This is a genomic window from Legionella israelensis, assembly GCF_004571175.1.
GTDB classification, from domain to species: Bacteria; Pseudomonadota; Gammaproteobacteria; order Legionellales; family Legionellaceae; genus Legionella_D; species Legionella_D israelensis.
In genome coordinates, this window is record NZ_CP038273.1 from 2,290,461 (window position 1) to 2,308,239 (window position 17,779).

Consider the following 17,779-nt stretch of genomic DNA (forward strand, 5'->3'; position numbering starts at 1 on the left):
GATTTATAAAAAGCTGGCATTATTTATACTCTCTTTTGGGCAAAGCGTCTTCATTTAGCTCTTCTTTTGAAGTTACCTGTTGATTAGCTGAGTGTAAACTGTATTGTGTTAATCCCTGTAGTGTCTGCTGCTTATTTTTATACTTTTCCAGAACTTCTTTACCTGTTTTAACGGGATCGATGGTCTTTAATTTCTCTACCTCTTTTTTTGATGATGTAGTAATCGGTTTTTGTAAAAGATTCTGTAAGTCCGTCTCATTGATTTTACTAAAACAATATTCAAGCAAATCAGGATGAAATAATGAAAGCAGTTGTGCACCGTTAATACCATCAACTTCGATTGAGATTAGATTTTCAAGCTGAGAAGTCTTTAGCTTTTTTAGCAAATACTCAAGAGCATCGTTGTAATTTAAAACTAACAATTGCCAAAAAAGAGGTTTGTTTTCATCTAAATCTTTATCGGTAGTCAAGACATTCTCGTGCTCTTGAAGTAAACTAAATATATCTGCAGAGGACATCTTCAGGTTTTTATGCTCAATGATTTCTTTGAAATCTGGAAAGGTAAATCCACTTATCACGTAGCTCATTACAAAAGCAGATTTATAATGGTTTAAGCTTGAATGTTCTGTGGTTTTATCAAGCACCTTTTTTACCATGTAATTATTGCAAAAATAAGCACTGGTAGCTAAAAGATCGGTAGCATGAGGGGAAACTAGAAGGTCAGGATTTTTTTCAAATATCATATCTATTGTATTTTTATCTCTGATCCTGGCGAGCTGGACAACTTCATCGCCAAAATCAAAATAGGAAAAGACTGATTTGGGATGAGGTTGTTGAAGTAAAGACTGAATATTAATTTTAGCAAGGACTTTTTCTCTTTTTTCATCTTTTATTTTTAAGGTTTGGCTTAGATAATCCATAAATGGCAGTGTTTTGGAGTTATCGGTACATAAATCCTGAAAAGCTTTTTGCCCTTTCTTGACCTCCTCAACCCAACTTTCTGTCGACCAGCCAGTGAATCGCCCGGGAACAGGAACGGCCGCGGGTGATAAGTTGTTTTGTAGTAATAATTTATTAAGAAGTAAAAAAATAAAAGTTCTGCCATTGCCATCAGCAAAAGGGTGGTATTGATGCATATCTTGAATAAAATGGACAATTGCCGTTAACTTTTCATCCGTGTTTACCGCCTTCTTTATTTCTTCCTTATACCTGTCAATATAATTTTGTGAAACTTTTATGGCATCCGAAACGCTTGTAGATCTTTTTAATCCGGCCCAACCGATTTCTCCAGCAGCTACCTTTCCAAGAAGTTCTTGGTAGAGCTCTTGGGGTGTTTTGGAAGGATCCAAATTGAAGATTTTTGATTTTTCATTTTTATCATCTTTATCTTTTTTATAAATGATGGATAGTTTGACGCCTTGTCGTATTTTATGAATTAATTCCTCAAAACCTTTTTCATTGAAACTTTCAGGACTAAGGCCTGAAATTCCTTTTGAAGTGTAAGTGAAATGTATTCCACCTTTTCTATCATGGTAGGCTAGATCACTCATGTTACGCACTAAACCTTGCTGCTCCCTGAAATTTAATTAAAATTTCATCCCTGATTTTTAGGGAGGAAGATTTAATGGATATGCTTGATATTTATAGTGACTATTTGATTTGCCAGAATAAATATGCAACAGCTACAGGTTTATCGGAGATGTTGGATGGTGAATTTGCTCACGACAAGGTGACACGATTTTTACGACTACAAGATTTTGGTTCCAAAGCGCTCTGGAATTATGTCAAGAAGTCAGTCAGGGAGAGTGAAGCATCAGACGGTGTTCTTTTATTGGATGACTCGATTGAGGAGAAGCCTTACACGGATGAGAATGAAATTAATTGTTGGCATTATTCCCATGCTAAAGGTGATGTGGTCAAAGGGATTAATATCCTGACCTGCATGGTTCGGTATGGTGACTTCAGTGTTCCTGTTGGTTATGAAGTTATCAAAAAAGACGTTGCTTTTTGTGACATTGAAACAAGGCAAGCTCGCAGAAAGTCATCCACGACTAAAAATGAACTTTTTCGCAAGCTTATCGCACAAGCGGTTAGTAATCATGTGTTGTTTGACTTTGTACTTGCGGACAATTGGTTTGGCTCGAAGGCCAATATGGCTTACATCCATAATGACCTTCAAAAATCGTTTATTATTGGGATTAAATCTAATCGAACCTTAGCTTTATCCAAAAACGACGCCAACAACGGACGGTACACAAAAGTCAGAGAATTAGAGCTTGAAGAGGACATAGCCCACACAGTCTATCTCAAGGGATTAGACTTCCCAGTGAGGCTTTTGAAGAAAATTTTCAAAAACGAAAATGGTTCTACAGGGGTTCTCTATCTCGTTTCTAATGACATGACCAGCAGTGCCGAACGTCTTTATGAAGTGTACCAGAAACGGTGGCGGATTGAAGAGTATCACAAGTCAATTAAACAAAATGCAAGCCTGAACAAGTCTCCAACCCGTACGGTTAAAACACAATCCAACCATATCTTTGCCGCAATCATTGCATACTGCAAACTGGAAATGATGAAAATAAAGACAAAATTGAATCACTTTGCCATCAAGTACAAATTAATACTCAGGGCTAACCAAATTGCTATGCAGGAGTTAAAAAATATGGCTCGTTAAAGTCGATTGTGCGTAACATGAGTAGATCATGAAGTCCCTGGATATAGTCTGTTGTAACCGGATCATCGACGGTGGCTAACATCCCCCATAAAGCCAAGCTCGTGGATTCCAAATAACCTGGCGAATCTTCCTGGTCGAAAATAAGGGGATTATTTGATGGCCATTTTTTTTGATCAATAATAAGTTTCCAATATTGCTCATTAATAAATCTGGCAAAAAATTTTTCCAAATTAACCGGCATAAAAACAACCATATTGTTTATTATTTGTAAATTATAGCATAGTGTTACATAGCTTTATCAGAGATTCATGAATGTATAAATTAGTCAACCAAAAGAATTACTTGCTATATTAATCGTTTTATTAGGCTTGTAATCTTGATAAGCAGTGAGTAAAGTTAAGATTTTATTGGCGATATTTGTGAAAGTAATCAGTTTTAATGTGAACGGTATTCGTTCTGCCGCAAGAAAAGGTTTTTATGATTGGCTGGCCGGACAGGAGGCCGATTTTGTTTGTTTGCAAGAAACCAAAGTGCAAGAAGAGCAGCTTGTGCCGGAAGAATTGTATTATCCCCGCAATTTGTTTTGCGAATATTTCCCTGCTCAGAAGAAAGGATATAGTGGTGTTGCTCTTTATGCCCGTAAAAAACCACTGAACATCGTTAAAGGTTTAGGCTTTGATTCTTGCGATGAAGAAGGGAGATATCTTCAATTTGATTATCAGAGATTCAGTATCATCTCGCTTTATCTTCCCTCAGGTACCAGTGGCGAACATCGGCAGGAAGTGAAATTTGATTTTCTGGATCGTTTTGCTCAGCATTTAATTGAATTAAAAAAAGAGGGTAGAGAACTGATACTCTGCGGGGATTACAACATTGCTCATAAAAAGATGGATTTAAAAAACTGGCAGGCGAATCAGAAAAATTCAGGTTTTTTACCCGAGGAGCGTGTCTGGCTTGATCAACTGTTCGGGCCATTGGGTTTTGTGGATGCTTTCAGAGTGGTTAATCAGGAAACCGATCAATACACTTGGTGGACGTATCGCTCTCCTCAGGCGTGGAAAAATAATGTCGGTTGGCGCATTGATTATCAGGTTATCACTCCCGGATTAAAGGACAGCGTTATTGCTGCAAAGATACACAGGGAGATAAGAATGTCCGATCATGCCCCTTTATCAATTGAATATAAAGGAGACTGGTGTGTTTAAATTAGCCAGTTGGAATGTCAATTCCATCAAGGTTCGTCTGCAACATGTATTGGATTGGATTGAATCAAGCAAGGTTGACATTTTGGCCTTGCAGGAAACCAAATTAATGGATGAACATTTTCCTGTGGATGTTTTTAAAGAACGGGGTTATTTTATTGAATTTTCCGGCCAGAAAACTTATAACGGTGTTGCGCTCATATCACGATACCCGATGAAAGAGGTGGTCAGAGATATTCCTGCGTTGGAGGATATTCAGCGGCGGATTCTGGTGGCCACCATTGGTGATCTTCGCCTCATTAACTTATATGTTCCTAATGGTTCCGATCTGGCTTCAGATAAATATCAGTACAAACTTTCATGGCTTGAAAAGATTACTGAATTTATTAAACAGCAGATGGAAGTTTATTCAAAGTTGGCTGTGGTAGGGGATTTTAATATTGCACCGGAAGATATAGATGTGCATGATCCAGAAGAATGGGAGGGTCAGGTCCTGGTCAGCCCGAAAGAAAGGGAAGCTTTCTCAGAAATACTCTCATTAGGGCTTATCGATAGTTTTCGTGCTCTTCATCCGCAATTGCAGCGATTCAGCTGGTGGGATTATCGGGCCGGAGGGTTTCGTCGCAACCGAGGCTTAAGAATTGATCATGTTTTATTAAGTCATGAATTGCGTGCAAATTGTATTGAATCAGAAATTGACATTGAGCCTCGTCGTTGGGACAGACCTTCGGATCATGCTCCAGTATGGGTGAAACTAAAAGATGAGAATCTTTCACTTTCGTCTTAAGGGACACAGGGCAAAATCATACTACTTAAAGCATAAACAATAAGGCGTCATTGCGCACGAAGTGAAGCAATCCAGTTCAGTTTTTTTATGAGGCATCGATCCGGATTGCTTCGCTTTGCTCACAATGGCGGCAATTTGGTTTTATTTGGGCAAAGTAGGATTTTGTCCTGTTAAGGGACAAATATTAATTGATTTGACAAGTGTTTTCTGCTATTGTTTTGCGTCATTTGAAAGAACATTATACCCGATATTATCGGTACTGCTGTTCAGTTTTAGACTACAAAGAGAGTGGTATTATGAAAGCTTCCATACATCCTGAATATAAAACGATCAATGTAACCTGTAGTTGCGGTAATACGTTTGAGACAGGTTCTACCTTATGTCACGATCTGAGCATTGAAGTGTGTTCTCAGTGTCATCCATTTTATACAGGTAAACAAAAACTGGTGGATACCGGAGGTCGTGTTCAGAAGTTTCGTGATCGTTATAATTTTAGTAATAAAAAAAATAAAGAAAAAGCCAATTAGTTTTAATGATTGCATTGTATGTCTCAGGCTTCAGTAACTCCTTGTTTTTATTGCCATTTATTAACGGCTAGTGAGAACTTTTCCATTTTTACCGTAAAGGATTAAAGGCGCAATGAAATGCGCCTTTTTTTCGAAACCCCTGTTAATCTCATAAATTTTTCTATATGATTTCTCGCTGAGCCGTCTGAAAAGAGAGTAGACACTTTGGATAAAGATGTTTTAAAAAAACGTGCTTTGCACTACCATGAATTTCCCATGCCGGGCAAATTAGAGATACAAATTACGAAACCAACCAACTCTCAGGATGATCTATCATTGGCGTATACACCTGGGGTTGCTGAGCCTGTATTGGCCATTGCTGATAACAAGGATAATGCTTATCGCTATACTTCGAAGGGAAATCTGGTTGCAGTGATGACCAATGGAACGGCTGTTCTCGGTCTTGGTAATGTTGGTGCTTTAGCCGGCAAACCGGTTATGGAGGGAAAAGCGGTTTTATTTAAACGGTTTGCCGGTATTGATGTTTTTGATATCGAAATTGATGCTGATGACCCTCAGGAATTTATTTCCACAGCAAAACGCATTGCTCCTACCTTCGGCGGTATTAATCTTGAAGACATTAAAGCACCGGAATGTTTTGAGATAGAACAGGCGCTGATTGACCAGCTTGATATTCCCGTCTTCCATGATGATCAGCACGGTACAGCGATAGTGGTTGCTGCAGGTTTACTGAATGCCTTGGAATTGCAAGGCAAAAAATTATCTGAAGCGCGAATTGTATGTATTGGAGCCGGGGCTGCAGGAATTGCCTCCATGCGTTTGTTGGTTGCTTTAGGGGCCGATAAAAAACACATGCTCCTTTTGGACAGCAAAGGGGTGATTCACTCTGGTCGTGAAGATTTAAATGCCTATAAATTTGCTTTTGCCCGTACTACCGAGCGTCGAACATTGGCGGATGCTCTTGTAGATGCTGATGTTTTTATTGGTGTGGCCAAACCTAATTTACTCAATGCTGAGTTGCTAAATCTGATGGCAGAAAAACCGGTTATTTTTGCTTTATCCAACCCCCATCCAGAAATACTTCCTGAAGTAGCCTTACAGGCCAGAGATGACTTAATTATTGCTACAGGCCGAAGCGATTATCCTAATCAGGTTAACAACGTACTTTGTTTCCCTTATATTTTTCGCGGTGCTCTGGATGTCAGGGCATCAACCATCAATCAGGCGATGCAAATTGCCGCAGTAGAGGCCATCCGCCAGTTGGCTCAGGAGCCTGTTCCGCACTCTGTAAAAGAAAATTATCCCGGTATGTCTGATTGGGATTTTGGTCCCTATTACATCATACCTAAACCTTTTGATCCTCGATTAAAAGAGAGAGTATCAACTGCTGTAGCTAAAGCAGCTATTAACAGCGGTGTCAGCCGTATTAATACAGCATCATAAATTTGTACGCGCATAACCAATACGTTAAGGAGCTTGTTTTGCCAATAGAGAAGAATAGAAAATACATGATCATTGCTTGGTTGATTTGTGGTCTTGGTGCTCTTTTTTATACCTATGAGTATTTTTTACGAATATCTCCAAGTGTGATGGAAGATGCATTAAGAGATCATTTCAATTTATCTGCAACCGGTTTTGGTTTCTTATCTGCTTTTTACTACTATGCCTATGTCCCAATGCAGCTTCCTGTGGGAGTTTTGATGGATCGTTATGGTCCAAAACTGTTAATAACGCTAGCCTGCATGACTTGTGTGATAGGTACATTTATGTTTGCCTCCTCCTCGTTGTGGTTGGCGGCTAGTGGGCGCTTTTTGGTAGGGCTTGGTTCAGCTTTTGCTTTTGTAGGAGTTTTAAAACTGGCCACCATATGGTTACCTGAAAATAAACTGGCCATGGTTTCTGGCCTTGCAGCAGCGCTTGGAACCATAGGTGCAATGATAGGCGACAATGTGCTTGGCATATTCGTGATTCACCTCGGTTGGCGTCAGACCTTAATCATTACCGGTATTCTTGGAGCCATATTAACTGTCATTTTATGGTTTGGATTACGGGACAAAAAGAGCCATCAAAGACATAGCGGTACAATTCATAATTTTAAAAAGAGCATGGCGGACTTAAAGCTTATTGTTCGCAACAAACAAATTTGGATAAACGGAATGTTTGGCTGCTTAGTTTATCTGCCTACTACCGTCTTTGCTGAACTCTGGGGAATACCTTATTTAAAAAATGCCAGTGGAATGACCCCAGCAGCTGCTGATTTTGCCAATTCATTGCTTTTTCTAGGATTTACTGTTGGCGCTCCAATTATGGGATATCTTTCGGATAAACTTTCCCGTCGTAAGTTACCGATGTTTATAGGCTCTATGGGCGCTGCCATTATTATGGCCTGTGTTTTATATTTGCCAGGTTTAACTGAAGGACGAATGGATGCGCTTTTATTTCTTTTGGGTATTTTCTACAGCGTCCAGTGTATTGTTTTTGCGGTAGGAAGGGAGTTAAGTCCTGGCGAAGCTGCTGGAACAGCCATGGCCATGACAAACATGATCGTGATGTTAGGAGCTATGTTTCTACAACCTTTGGTGGGTCGTTTGCTCGATATAAGTCTGGCCACTCATTTAACAAAAATGGATATCGATGTAGGAGCTATAGAAAATTTACAGAAATTTTATACCGCCAGTGATTATAAATTCGCATTGACATTAATTCCTTTGGGAATTTTAATCGGAGCCATTTTAACCTTTTTCCTGAAAGAAACTCATGCAGACGCTCCTAAATAAATTATTCAGAGACAGGCTGACTCTGGCAGGTATTATAGTCTGTGCCGTAGGCGGATTATTTTATTGTTATGAGTTTGTCTTACGGATTATTCCAGGTGCTTTACAGAGCGAGTTAAGTGCTGCTTTCGGTCATATTTCGGCAACGACATTTGGTCAATTGTCTGCTTTTTACTATTTTGCCTATTCTCCAATGCAATTGCCTGTGGGTATGCTGATGGATCGATATGGACCCAGACGATTGCTGATTTTTGCCTGCTTGTCCTGTACACTCGGTTCCTGGCTATTTAGCATTACTTCCTCTATTGTTATTGCTGGAATTGGCCGTTTTCTGGTGGGATTTGGTTCTTCATTTGCTTTTGTAGGCGTGCTTTCTCTGGCCGTAAACTGGCTGCCCAAACATTATTTTTCACTGGTAGCAGGATTGATTACCACCCTCGGTATGTTGGGATTAGTGTATGGTGAAGTTAAAATTACTGATATTGCCATAACTGTGGGCTGGCAACATGCTTTGGATTTGATGGTGATCGTAGGTGCCGTGCTTACAGTTTTGACCTTTTTGTTCGTAAATGATGGACCTAAAGGGCGTGTAAAAAATGGCTCTCCCTTACCTGAGTTTTTTAAAAATGTTCTTTATGTTCTGACGTGTTCGGAGGTATGGTTAATCGGGATTGTTGGTGCCTGTCTTTATACTTCTTTGTCGGTCTTTGGTGAGTTATGGGGTAAAACATACCTGGAACAGGCTCATCATCTGACAAAGCTTCAAGCTGCACATACCATTTCTGCCATGTTTTTTGGCTGGGCAGTAGGCGCACCTGTAGCCGGTTATTTTTCTGATCGCACCGGTAAACGAGTCCTCCCTCTGATGTTAGGTGCAATATTTGGCCTAATCTGTATCAGCATTGTACTTTATTGTCCTGGACTTTCGTATAGAAGTCTGAATATGTTGCTCTTTCTGTATGGTCTTTTCAGTGCTACAGAAATTCTGGTATTTATTATGGCAAAAGAAAACAGCGGGGCGAAACTATCGGGTACGGTTTTTGCTGCAACCAATATGATTGTCACGCTTGGCGGAGTGATTTTTCAGCCTTTGGTGGGCAAGCTTCTCGACATGTTCGGAGACAGTGAAATTGTTGCAGGAGAACATATTTATACAGTAGTGGATTATCAGCTTGCCTTGTCTATCCTTCCTATATCCTTGCTGTTGGTGACCATTCTGGGCTTTTTTCTTAAAGATTTAAACCAGATTGGGCAGGATTAACACTTTTGTTCTTCATTTGCACTTTAATTGCTACCTCAAGGTGTAAAAATCGCTAACACCTCCTTAACGGGATGTCGTTGACGAACATTACAACTGATGAAGCGGTTGACTAGAAAACTTTTGATGGTGGCCTTTTCATATTGCCTGCGGGTAAATTCAGTATCATGGTTTGAGATCATAACGGTAATTCCTTTCGTAGTGGCTTGCAGAGCCAGTTTGGCAAGCTCGATATGCTCCTGTTCGGTAAATTTTATTTTGGTATAAGAAGAAAATTTGGCACTGTCAGACAAAGGAACGTAAGGGGGATCACAATAAATTAAATCGCCTGGCTGAGCCAGTGCAAAGGTTTTGCGGAAATCATTTTGAATAAATTCCGCTGCTTGGCTTTTTTGATAAAAATATTCCATTTCCTTGCGAGGAAAATAAGGTTTATCGTAACGTCCGAAAGGAACATTGTATTTTCCCTGAGCGTTATAACGGCATAAGCCATTATAACCATGTCGATTGAGATAGAGAAATAACGCTGCTTTGAGTTTCGGATTTTCGCTTTGATTAAATTGCTCGCGATACTGATAATAACAATGTTCATTGTTGTTAGACTGGGAAAAGAAAGTCTGACAATAAGCAATAAAGGAATGACCTTCTTTTTGGATAAAACGAAAAAGCTGGACTAAATCAGGATTTGCCTCAGCAAGCAGATAAGATGAATAACGAGTATTAATAAAGACAGCGGCTGAACCGGTGAAAGGTTCAATGAGTCGGTTTGCAGAAGGAAATGAAGAAAGAATCTGTTCAAGACAATGGAATTTATTACCAGCCCATTTTAAAAAAGGTTTTACTTTACTCATAATTATTTTTACTTTCTTTGACCCTGTAGTATCACTTAATTCAGGACAAAAAACCATATTATTAACGACTGCAACTCTCTTATAGGCAAAAAAGATTGCTACTGAAGCAGACTAACGACTATAAGTTATTTTTTCCTGACAATTTTATCAGCTGTTATCTCTGCGCAGGCGGAGATCTATTTTTTGTTATGGGGTCATGGTCTATACGAGAGTTGTGCCGACATCACAAGGCAAGATTACTCCAAAATGGATTTAATGCACTATCCTCAGTTTCCGCCACAAATGCTTATCAATTAAATTAATTGTCTATAATTAAACTAATTTAATTAATTAGTATACATAAAATGATTGAAGAAGAAGATCTTTTTAACAGCATACATGCTGTTAATGTATCTGACGATGAATTCATAGGTCTATTTGCTGAAAATGGGAATCTTTTAAAGCGTGGATTTAAAGCAGTTAAGGGTGAGATATTTGCTCCAGATTCCAACTGGACAGATATAAAACAAACTTCCTTAGGAGATTGTTATTTTCTGGTAGCCTTGCAATCAGTCATGTTGCGTAATCCTGAGCTAGTAAGAGATATGATAAGAGACAATGGCCATAATACTGTGAGCGTACGTTTTTATAGAAAATCAGATTTTAGTGAATCTTACCAGCCCTGGATTATCACCATCGATAAGACCATATATGAGCTACCCATTATTTCTGACTATGGCCATAGAGAAGCCTGGGTATTTTTATTTGAAAAAGCTTACGCTGTGTTTCGACAATTCCTTAACTTGGAAAAATACTATGGCCGAAGTTATAGCGAGACGATTTCCGGAGGTTATGGTCATGAGGCATTGGAACATTTACTAGGCTGCTCAAGCTCATATGAAAACATCCATAGCCCTTTTCTTCGTATGTTAAGAGCATTGGAGCCTTTTATCAAAAATGAAATGCTAATTGATCTTGACAAAGAATGCATGCTTTCACAGCCGCAAGTCAAAAAAAATATATTCGGTATGGAGGTTAAGTTAACAAAAAAAGAAAAACGAGCCCAGGCAAAGGAGGCGTTTGATAGACTTGCCCCTACGTTTTTTGCAAATATGGAAATAGTAAGTGAAGCACATTACAAACAGGTAATTAAAGATATCACGGCCTTTTTTGGTCATGAACTGGATGAAGAGGTTATCGTTGATTTTTTAAGCTGTTTTCCCACAAATTATGAAGATTATCAACAGTTGCGAAAACTGGCCACACGTTTGGAAAATATCAACTTAACCAAAGATAAAATGGAGAAGCTACTAAACATACTCCATCAATTTTTCCCTAACCATTATATCAATATGATGGAAGTGAGATTGATGAATGCTATGGTAGGGCAACACGGCTATACAGGTCATGATGTTGATGTGTATAGGAAGATAGAAACTGCCTTGAGTAATCATGAGTTAATCACCTTAGGAACATCCCATAAATTTAATAAGGCTAAAGGCATGGTCAGTGGGCATGAATATATGGTGATTAATTGTTTTGTGGATGAAAATGGTAAACGATATGTGCTCGTAAATAACCCTTGGGGAAGTTATTCGCGTGGATATAAAAAAACAGATAGCGGTGGGATGCAACCCTGTGTGCGTTCTCCGACGTTTTCAATCTTTTCGAAGCATGAGTCTTTAGATATCGATTTGTTAATGGATAATGAATGTGATGCACCTTTGTCATATGACGGTATGATTTGTCAGCAAATCAATTATTCTAAGGGTGTCTCGGTGATAGAGTTAAGTGATTTTGTGCGTTTATTTGAGAGTTTATATGTCACTTGTCTCAGTGATAGCTTGCGTTTAACGAGACAGAAACTGGAAGAGATGGAAGACAGAATGGCATTAAATGAGGTGTATTCTTTAGAAGATAATGTGCCTACCCAGCAACAAATAGAAGAATTAAAAATGCAGTTGCAACGCCTGGAAGATTTAGAGCAAGGCCTTGCTGAGGGAAATATTGTAATAACAGAATTGCCATCTTCTTCTATATAGGCTTGTCTATTAATCGAGCTTTGAAGCTACAAATTACTCCTTGGATGTGAATTCAGGTCAGGCATTCTTTTCCCCGTGAGCGGTCCGTAAATAACTCTCTGGTTTATACATGGCAACTGCAGCCTGCTTGGCCGCCTTATATAAAGACTCAGGATATAAACCGATAAATAGTGTGAGTGATGCAAGGAACAGGCTCGGCATATAAAGAAGAATCTTCTCTTTGGTTGGGATCTGTTTCAAAGGGGATAAAAAAGGCTGTAAAAAAGCATAGCGCCATATTTTGACCATAGAATATAAGGTGAAAAAACCGACGAGTAAGGCAACGAATGCGCTTAGCCAAAAGCCGGAGCTGATAGCAGCGTTCAACAAGAGATATTTGGCCCATAACCCGGACAACGGTGGTAAACCTGCTAGAGAAAAAGCAGGAATAAAAAAAAGAATGGCTAGTATGGGTTTTTTTTGAAAAAAACCGCCCATTTGTCTTAAATCAGTATGTCCGCTATAACGCGTGAAAATTCCGGTGATAAGAAACAGATTTGTTTTAACCAGAATATGATGAACAATATAAAATATCGAAGCAGTTAATGCTAATGTCGTTCCCATAGCAAGACCTAACGCCATATAACCAATTTGTGAAATAATATGAAAGGATAAAATTCGTCGAACATGAAAATCACTCATAGCCCCAAAAACCCCTCCAAGCATGGTCAGGCAAGAGAGGACCAAAAGAATTTTCATTAATATTGAATGAGGAGGAAGAAAAAGCGTTGTAATACGGAGTAAGGCATAAATGCCAACTTTAGTTAATAAGCCCGCTAACAGACCGCCAGCAGAGATACTGGTTAAATGATAGGATACAGGCAACCAAAAATAATAGGGAAATAAGGCCGATTTTATGGCAAAAGCTATCAGTAGTAATGATAGCGCAGCCACATAGGTGCTTGAAGTTTGTGATTTCAATGCAAGTTGCCCTATATCCAGCGTACCGCTGAAGCCATAAAGAAAGCCTATTGATAAGAGCATAATTAATGTTGCCAGCAAATTTAAGGCGATGTAGGAAATCAGCCCAGACAAAATATTTTCTCTTGTTAGTGTCATGATAACGGCGGATGCAAGGATCATGACTTCAAACCAGACATATAAATTAAACAAATCCCCGGTAGAAAAGGAACCCGTAACACCGGCGATAATGAACCAGAAGGAGGGATAGAAAAATGCTTTTTGGTTAATACTCCTGTCGTTGATGGAGTAAATGGAAACGGCAAGAACGATAATTGCGGTAACCAATAACATAAGAGAAGACAAATAATCGAGAATAAAAGATATGGCAAAGCCTGAGGGATGATTTCCGAGGTTAAGTATAACTATACCTTGTTGCTGAACTTGTGAATATAAATAGAAAGTGAAAAACAGGTAAAACATTGCTCCAGTCAGGTGCACAATTTGTTGTAGGCGCTGAAAAGTAAGAAAAAGCAGCGCTAATAATGCCGTAAGTAAACAACATATTAAGGGGGCAATTATCATGTTATTCATGCATGCCTCTTTTATTCTTGGATTCGCCTCTCTTTCTAGATGTATTGAACTGAAAACGATGGTGGTTTTTATAAAATAAATGAAGGAGTATCAGAGAGAAAATAATCACCGCAAAAGCAATGACAATAGACGTAAGAACCATGGCCTGAGGTAAAGGATTTATGCTTTGCGAAGTCGTTTTATCATCGATAAATGCCGGTTGAGATAAATATACACGTCCAGATAACAGGATAGTGATGTTAATGATTGAGGAAAAAAGAATTAAGCCATAAAGCCAACGACCAAGTTGTCTGCTCATTAACAAATATGAGGCCAGAGAAGTAAGCAGCCCTGTCATGATAATCAGTAAACTCATTGTGACTGCTCCAGTTGTTCTATCAATATACTTAAAATGGAAAAACAAACCATTAGATAAATGCCGATATCAAACAATAATGGTGAGTTTATCCAGGGTATTCTTTTTATCCAAATCCCTGTTAAAAAGCTTTCACCCACGAAAATCCCCCAAAGGCCACTTAGTAAAAGGAAAAATAAACCCAAACACAACCATGTTAAGGGTGGAAAAAAAATAATGGCCAACAAGTGTCGTTTGTCATAGGCAAGTAAATACAGAGCGAAAGCCGATGCCGCAAGCAATCCACCAATAAACCCACCTCCGGCTGCATTATGACCACGCAATAAAATCCATAAAGAAAAAAACAATAACCATCCGAGCAAGAGACGCGAGATGGTTTGTAATATCAAGGAATTCAATGAATTCTCCTCGAATAATGTCGTAGTAAAAAAAGAATTCCTATTGCTGCAATCAGTATAACAATTGTTTCACCCAGTGTGTCTAAAGCACGAAAATCAACCAATATGACATTCACCACATTTCGTCCATGTCCTATGGGAAGGCTATTATTCATAAAATAACGTCCGACTATATTATCAAATGGTTGGTTTAATACGGTGTTTAGCATGCAAGCCATAGAGAAGCCGAATATAAGGGCAATCGCACCTCTTGACCATCGATGCCAATGGCTTTCTCTATCCATATCTGGCCATTGGGTCACTCCCGATAAGTTGGAAACAATTAAAATGACCATCAATGTTTCGATAAGTGCTTGTGTCATGGCGAGATCAGGGGCTCCTTCTACAACAAAGAAAAAGGCTAATCCAAGACCGAAAAGACTTAATGCGATTAAACCATGAATAAATGTCTTCACGAATAAAAGGATGCTTGCGGGAAGGACTAACCAGAAGAAGATAATAACTAAAAAAAGCTCATTCTTATCTAACATAAAATGATGCTTAAAATAAGGCCACTCAATTCCGCCCACGAAACACAGCGTCAAAAATATTATAGATATGTATTGGCTTAAAGTTCTCCTTTGCCAAAATAAAGTCCATTTTTCCGCGAGTTTCAGGCTGATATTTAGAATAAATTGCATAATGGTTTGTGAAATAAGCCAACGCAATATATACAATCTGCCGATTACCTCACGTAAAAGATGGCGATTAAAATAAAGGATGATTGCGCCGGTTAAGGTTAATAAGCTAAGCAGAAGAGAGGGGGTAAAGCCGGCAGTGGGGCTAAGTCCAATATATTCTTTTCTTTTGAGAATAGTTTCTGCGGCTGGTGACAGTATGTAACGATCCAGTATCTCAGTGAAAATACTTAAAAATAAGGTAATCATTGCAACCAGCAATACATTAACCGACATATTAAAATTGGCTTCTTTCACGTTTAATGGATGTTGCTTTCCCCAGAAAGGTTTAATGATCAGAATAAAAGCAATAGCTGCCATCAGCATGTTAGCAAGAACAACAATAAAGGTAAGAATGTAGGATACCACTGGTTCTGAAAGGCTGGCTTCATAAACCAATTCTTTGATATAAAATCCAAGTAAAGGGGGTAAGCCTGCCATGGATGAGCAAGCAACCAAGACAGCAAGAAAGGTGATGGGCATGACCCGATGTAATCCACCCAGTTTTTTCAGATGCCGGGTACCTGTTTGGTGTTGAATGACACCAACAGCCATGAATAAAGTGGCTTTATATAAGCCATGAACCAACAGAAAACCAACAGCAGCTTTAATAATAACTGGGTGAGTGCCTCCCAGGATAAACACGAGTGAGCCTAAGGCAGTTACAGTGGTATAAGCAAGCATTAATTTCATATCGAATTGTTTAAAAGCAGCCAATGCACTTGTTAACATAGTTATACCACCTATAGTGGTTAAGCTGATGAACCATAAATTGGTGTGTCCAAATAAGGGGTGGAAGCGACCTAATAAATAAATACCTAATTGAACCATTGTTGCTGAATGAAGGTAAGCGCTTACGGGTGTAGGTGCTTTCATGGCTCCAGGCAGCCAGAAACTGAACGGAAACTGTGCCGATTTGGTAAATCCACCGATTAAGAATAAAATTAAAATCCATGGAAAATAGAGATTATTATTCACCAGGGAGGTGTCGTTGAGTAATTTTGATATTTGGTTTGTTCCAGCAAGTTGATTCATTAAAATAAATGAGGTCAGTAAACAGGAACCACCCAGCAAGGTTATAAACAAGGCTTCAATGGCAGCTTTTCTTGCGGTTCGATTTTTATGATTCAGACTGATCAATAAAAAAGAACAGGCGGAGGTCATTTCCCAAAAAATAAATAAAGTTAGTAGATCATCTGCTAAAACGGCTCCTGTCATCGATGCCATAAAAATAAAAAATAAAAAATAATATCTTTCCAAATAAGGGTTTGTTTTAAAATATGGTTTGCTGTATATCGTAATTGGAATTCCGATGCCACTGATCAGCAGCAAAAAAAGTTGGCTTAATCCATCCAAACGAAAGCTAAAATAGATGTTTAAAGCATCTATCCAGGGAAATTCTAAATGAATGACATTGTGATCGATAAGATGTTTGCTGTTCTGCAAAGTGATGAGAAACATGAGGAATGGAATAAGCGCTAGTAGCCAACCGACACTGTTGTTATGGATTTTGCGTGCAAGCAAAAGTGATAAAAAGGCTGCAATGAAAGGCAGTAGCAAAAGAGAAAGTATTATCATTGGATTACCGGAATGTTATACCTCAGCTTCATCGTCGACAGGTTAATATTCAGGCAAAAAAATGTTATTGCAGGCATTAACTTCCAATGTCGTTATTATTTACCGTTCTTATTGTATAACTTGATAAGCAGAAATCAACTAAATATAGTGGTCAGGCAGGGTAAAATTATACCACTTAAAGCATAAACAATAAGATGGCCATTTGGTTTTATTGGGCGAAGTATGATTTTGCCCTGAATGGTCACAGCAGCAATTTCGTCATCACCGTTAAAGGCTATTCTACAAGGGCAAAGGTTTATTTTTTGATATCATTGATTTTTACAGCGGGCCCCAACATTTTCACATCATGTGGTTTTATCATTATTTTTAGTGGAATAGTCGTAGTGTTATGTCCTGCAACAGACACCGTTGTGGTTGCATGAGGTTTTTTAGCGTTTAAATAAATAAGGCATTTTTTTTGCGGCTCGACCTTTATGCAATTTTCCGCATTTTGTTTAACGTCTTTCCAATGAGCGGGAAGGTTAACTCTTATATTTTTTGCCGTAATGGTTTTTGAATGGTTAATGACGGTCAATTTATCAGGTGACTTACTGGTTGCATGCAGCGTAAGAGCCTGTGGTTTCACTTCAATAACGGCTATTTTCGGCTTGGTAAAGGTGACATTCAAACTGTCTCGTGGTGAAGGCTGGGCACAAAAAGAGGTATCTGGTTTGATCTTTCCTGACTTAACGGCTTTGCAAAGTAAAGGTCCATACTTGATTTTTTGACCTACAGCATCGCCTTTAATTGTTAAATTTAAAAGGCATTTTTGACCAGGCTGTAAGGTAATGGAATGTGGGCAGGCAAGAAGTCCCGTTGTATTCTGACTGATTCCTTTTTGCGGTATGAGCGCTAAGGTAATGTTTTTTTGACTGAGATTTTTAACCATATATTGAGCATTGGCTTGCGTGTTAACATGCACCAATAAAGGAGGCTTGATGGTTGGTAATACACTGATTTCCTGTTCATTTTTTGCATGGATTAATTTAAAAAAGAGCATAAATGCTATGAAGATGGATACACTGGATATTTTTGTGTACATAAGACATTCCCTGTAAAAACTTTTA

General features: G+C 38.7%; 16 protein-coding genes. 8 read left to right on the forward strand and 8 right to left on the reverse strand.

What is annotated here, in order from left to right; genetic code table 11:
* Positions 1–19: 19 nt before the first annotated feature.
* The gene (locus E4T55_RS10410) at positions 20–1,549 is read right to left on the reverse strand and encodes a Fic family protein (RefSeq protein WP_058500825.1); all 1,530 of its coding nucleotides are present in this window, start codon (positions 1,547–1,549) and stop codon (positions 20–22) included.
* Between the two features lie 74 nt (positions 1,550–1,623).
* On the opposite strand from E4T55_RS10410, the gene E4T55_RS10415 reads away from it, so the two are divergent.
* Positions 1,624–2,673 (forward strand): IS701 family transposase, encoded by a 1,050-nt coding sequence (locus E4T55_RS10415; protein ID WP_115325247.1) that lies wholly within the window; start codon positions 1,624–1,626, stop codon positions 2,671–2,673.
* On the opposite strand, the gene E4T55_RS10420 is transcribed toward E4T55_RS10415, so the two are convergent.
* Positions 2,642–2,914, reverse strand: coding sequence for a hypothetical protein (locus E4T55_RS10420; RefSeq protein ID WP_058500827.1), 273 nt, complete (start codon positions 2,912–2,914; stop codon positions 2,642–2,644). The two genes, E4T55_RS10415 and E4T55_RS10420, sit on opposite strands and share 32 nt — an antisense overlap.
* A 178-nt stretch (positions 2,915–3,092) precedes the next feature.
* On the opposite strand from E4T55_RS10420, the gene E4T55_RS10425 reads away from it, so the two are divergent.
* From E4T55_RS10425 to E4T55_RS10450, 6 genes are all read left to right on the forward strand, one after another.
* Positions 3,093–3,878: an exodeoxyribonuclease III gene (locus E4T55_RS10425; protein ID WP_058500853.1), complete on the forward strand. Its 786-nt coding sequence runs from the start codon at positions 3,093–3,095 to the stop codon at positions 3,876–3,878.
* Entirely contained in the window at positions 3,871–4,662 is a 792-nt protein-coding gene (gene xth / locus E4T55_RS10430; protein WP_058500828.1) for an exodeoxyribonuclease III, read from the forward strand. The genes E4T55_RS10425 and xth overlap by 8 nt, the downstream gene beginning before the upstream one ends.
* 296 nt (positions 4,663–4,958) lie before the next feature.
* Entirely contained in the window at positions 4,959–5,189 is a 231-nt protein-coding gene (rpmE, locus tag E4T55_RS10435; protein WP_058500829.1) for a 50S ribosomal protein L31, read from the forward strand.
* A gap of 204 nt (positions 5,190–5,393) precedes the next feature.
* Positions 5,394–6,632, forward strand: a complete 1,239-nt coding sequence (locus E4T55_RS10440) for a malic enzyme-like NAD(P)-binding protein (RefSeq protein WP_058500830.1) — start codon at positions 5,394–5,396, stop codon at positions 6,630–6,632.
* Positions 6,633–6,670: 38 nt separating this feature from the next.
* Positions 6,671–7,966, forward strand: a complete 1,296-nt coding sequence (locus E4T55_RS10445) for an MFS transporter (protein WP_223168295.1) — start codon at positions 6,671–6,673, stop codon at positions 7,964–7,966.
* Positions 7,947–9,224, forward strand: coding sequence for an MFS transporter (locus E4T55_RS10450; RefSeq protein ID WP_058500832.1), 1,278 nt, complete (start codon positions 7,947–7,949; stop codon positions 9,222–9,224). Before E4T55_RS10445 ends, E4T55_RS10450 begins: the two co-directional genes overlap by 20 nt.
* A 35-nt stretch (positions 9,225–9,259) precedes the next feature.
* Here E4T55_RS10450 and E4T55_RS10455 read toward each other — a convergent pair whose 3' ends face one another.
* Positions 9,260–10,072 carry a Dam family site-specific DNA-(adenine-N6)-methyltransferase gene (locus tag E4T55_RS10455; protein ID WP_058500854.1) on the reverse strand — a complete coding sequence of 271 codons (813 nt, stop codon included), beginning with the start codon at positions 10,070–10,072 and terminating at the stop codon, positions 9,260–9,262.
* 344 nt (positions 10,073–10,416) lie between these two features.
* Between E4T55_RS10455 and E4T55_RS10460 the strand changes: the two genes are divergently transcribed.
* Positions 10,417–12,093, forward strand: coding sequence for a C2 family cysteine protease (locus tag E4T55_RS10460; RefSeq protein WP_058500833.1), 1,677 nt, complete (start codon positions 10,417–10,419; stop codon positions 12,091–12,093).
* Between the two features lie 57 nt (positions 12,094–12,150).
* Here E4T55_RS10460 and E4T55_RS10465 read toward each other — a convergent pair whose 3' ends face one another.
* From E4T55_RS10465 to E4T55_RS10485, 5 genes are all read right to left on the reverse strand, one after another.
* Entirely contained in the window at positions 12,151–13,626 is a 1,476-nt protein-coding gene (locus E4T55_RS10465) for a proton-conducting transporter transmembrane domain-containing protein (RefSeq protein WP_058500834.1), read from the reverse strand.
* A complete protein-coding gene (locus E4T55_RS10470; protein ID WP_058500835.1) occupies positions 13,619–13,981 on the reverse strand; it encodes an NADH-quinone oxidoreductase subunit K in 363 nt (120 codons plus the stop codon). Before E4T55_RS10470 ends, E4T55_RS10465 begins: the two co-directional genes overlap by 8 nt.
* Positions 13,978–14,379, reverse strand: a complete 402-nt coding sequence (locus E4T55_RS10475; protein ID WP_058500836.1) for an MnhB domain-containing protein — start codon at positions 14,377–14,379, stop codon at positions 13,978–13,980. Before E4T55_RS10475 ends, E4T55_RS10470 begins: the two co-directional genes overlap by 4 nt.
* Positions 14,376–16,673: a hydrogen gas-evolving membrane-bound hydrogenase subunit E gene (mbhE, locus tag E4T55_RS10480; RefSeq protein ID WP_115325343.1), complete on the reverse strand. Its 2,298-nt coding sequence runs from the start codon at positions 16,671–16,673 to the stop codon at positions 14,376–14,378. Before mbhE ends, E4T55_RS10475 begins: the two co-directional genes overlap by 4 nt.
* Positions 16,674–16,968: 295 nt before the next feature.
* Complete coding sequence (locus E4T55_RS10485) at positions 16,969–17,754, reverse strand: hypothetical protein (RefSeq protein WP_058500837.1); 786 nt, start codon at positions 17,752–17,754, stop codon at positions 16,969–16,971.
* Between the last annotated feature and the right edge of the window lie 25 nt (positions 17,755–17,779).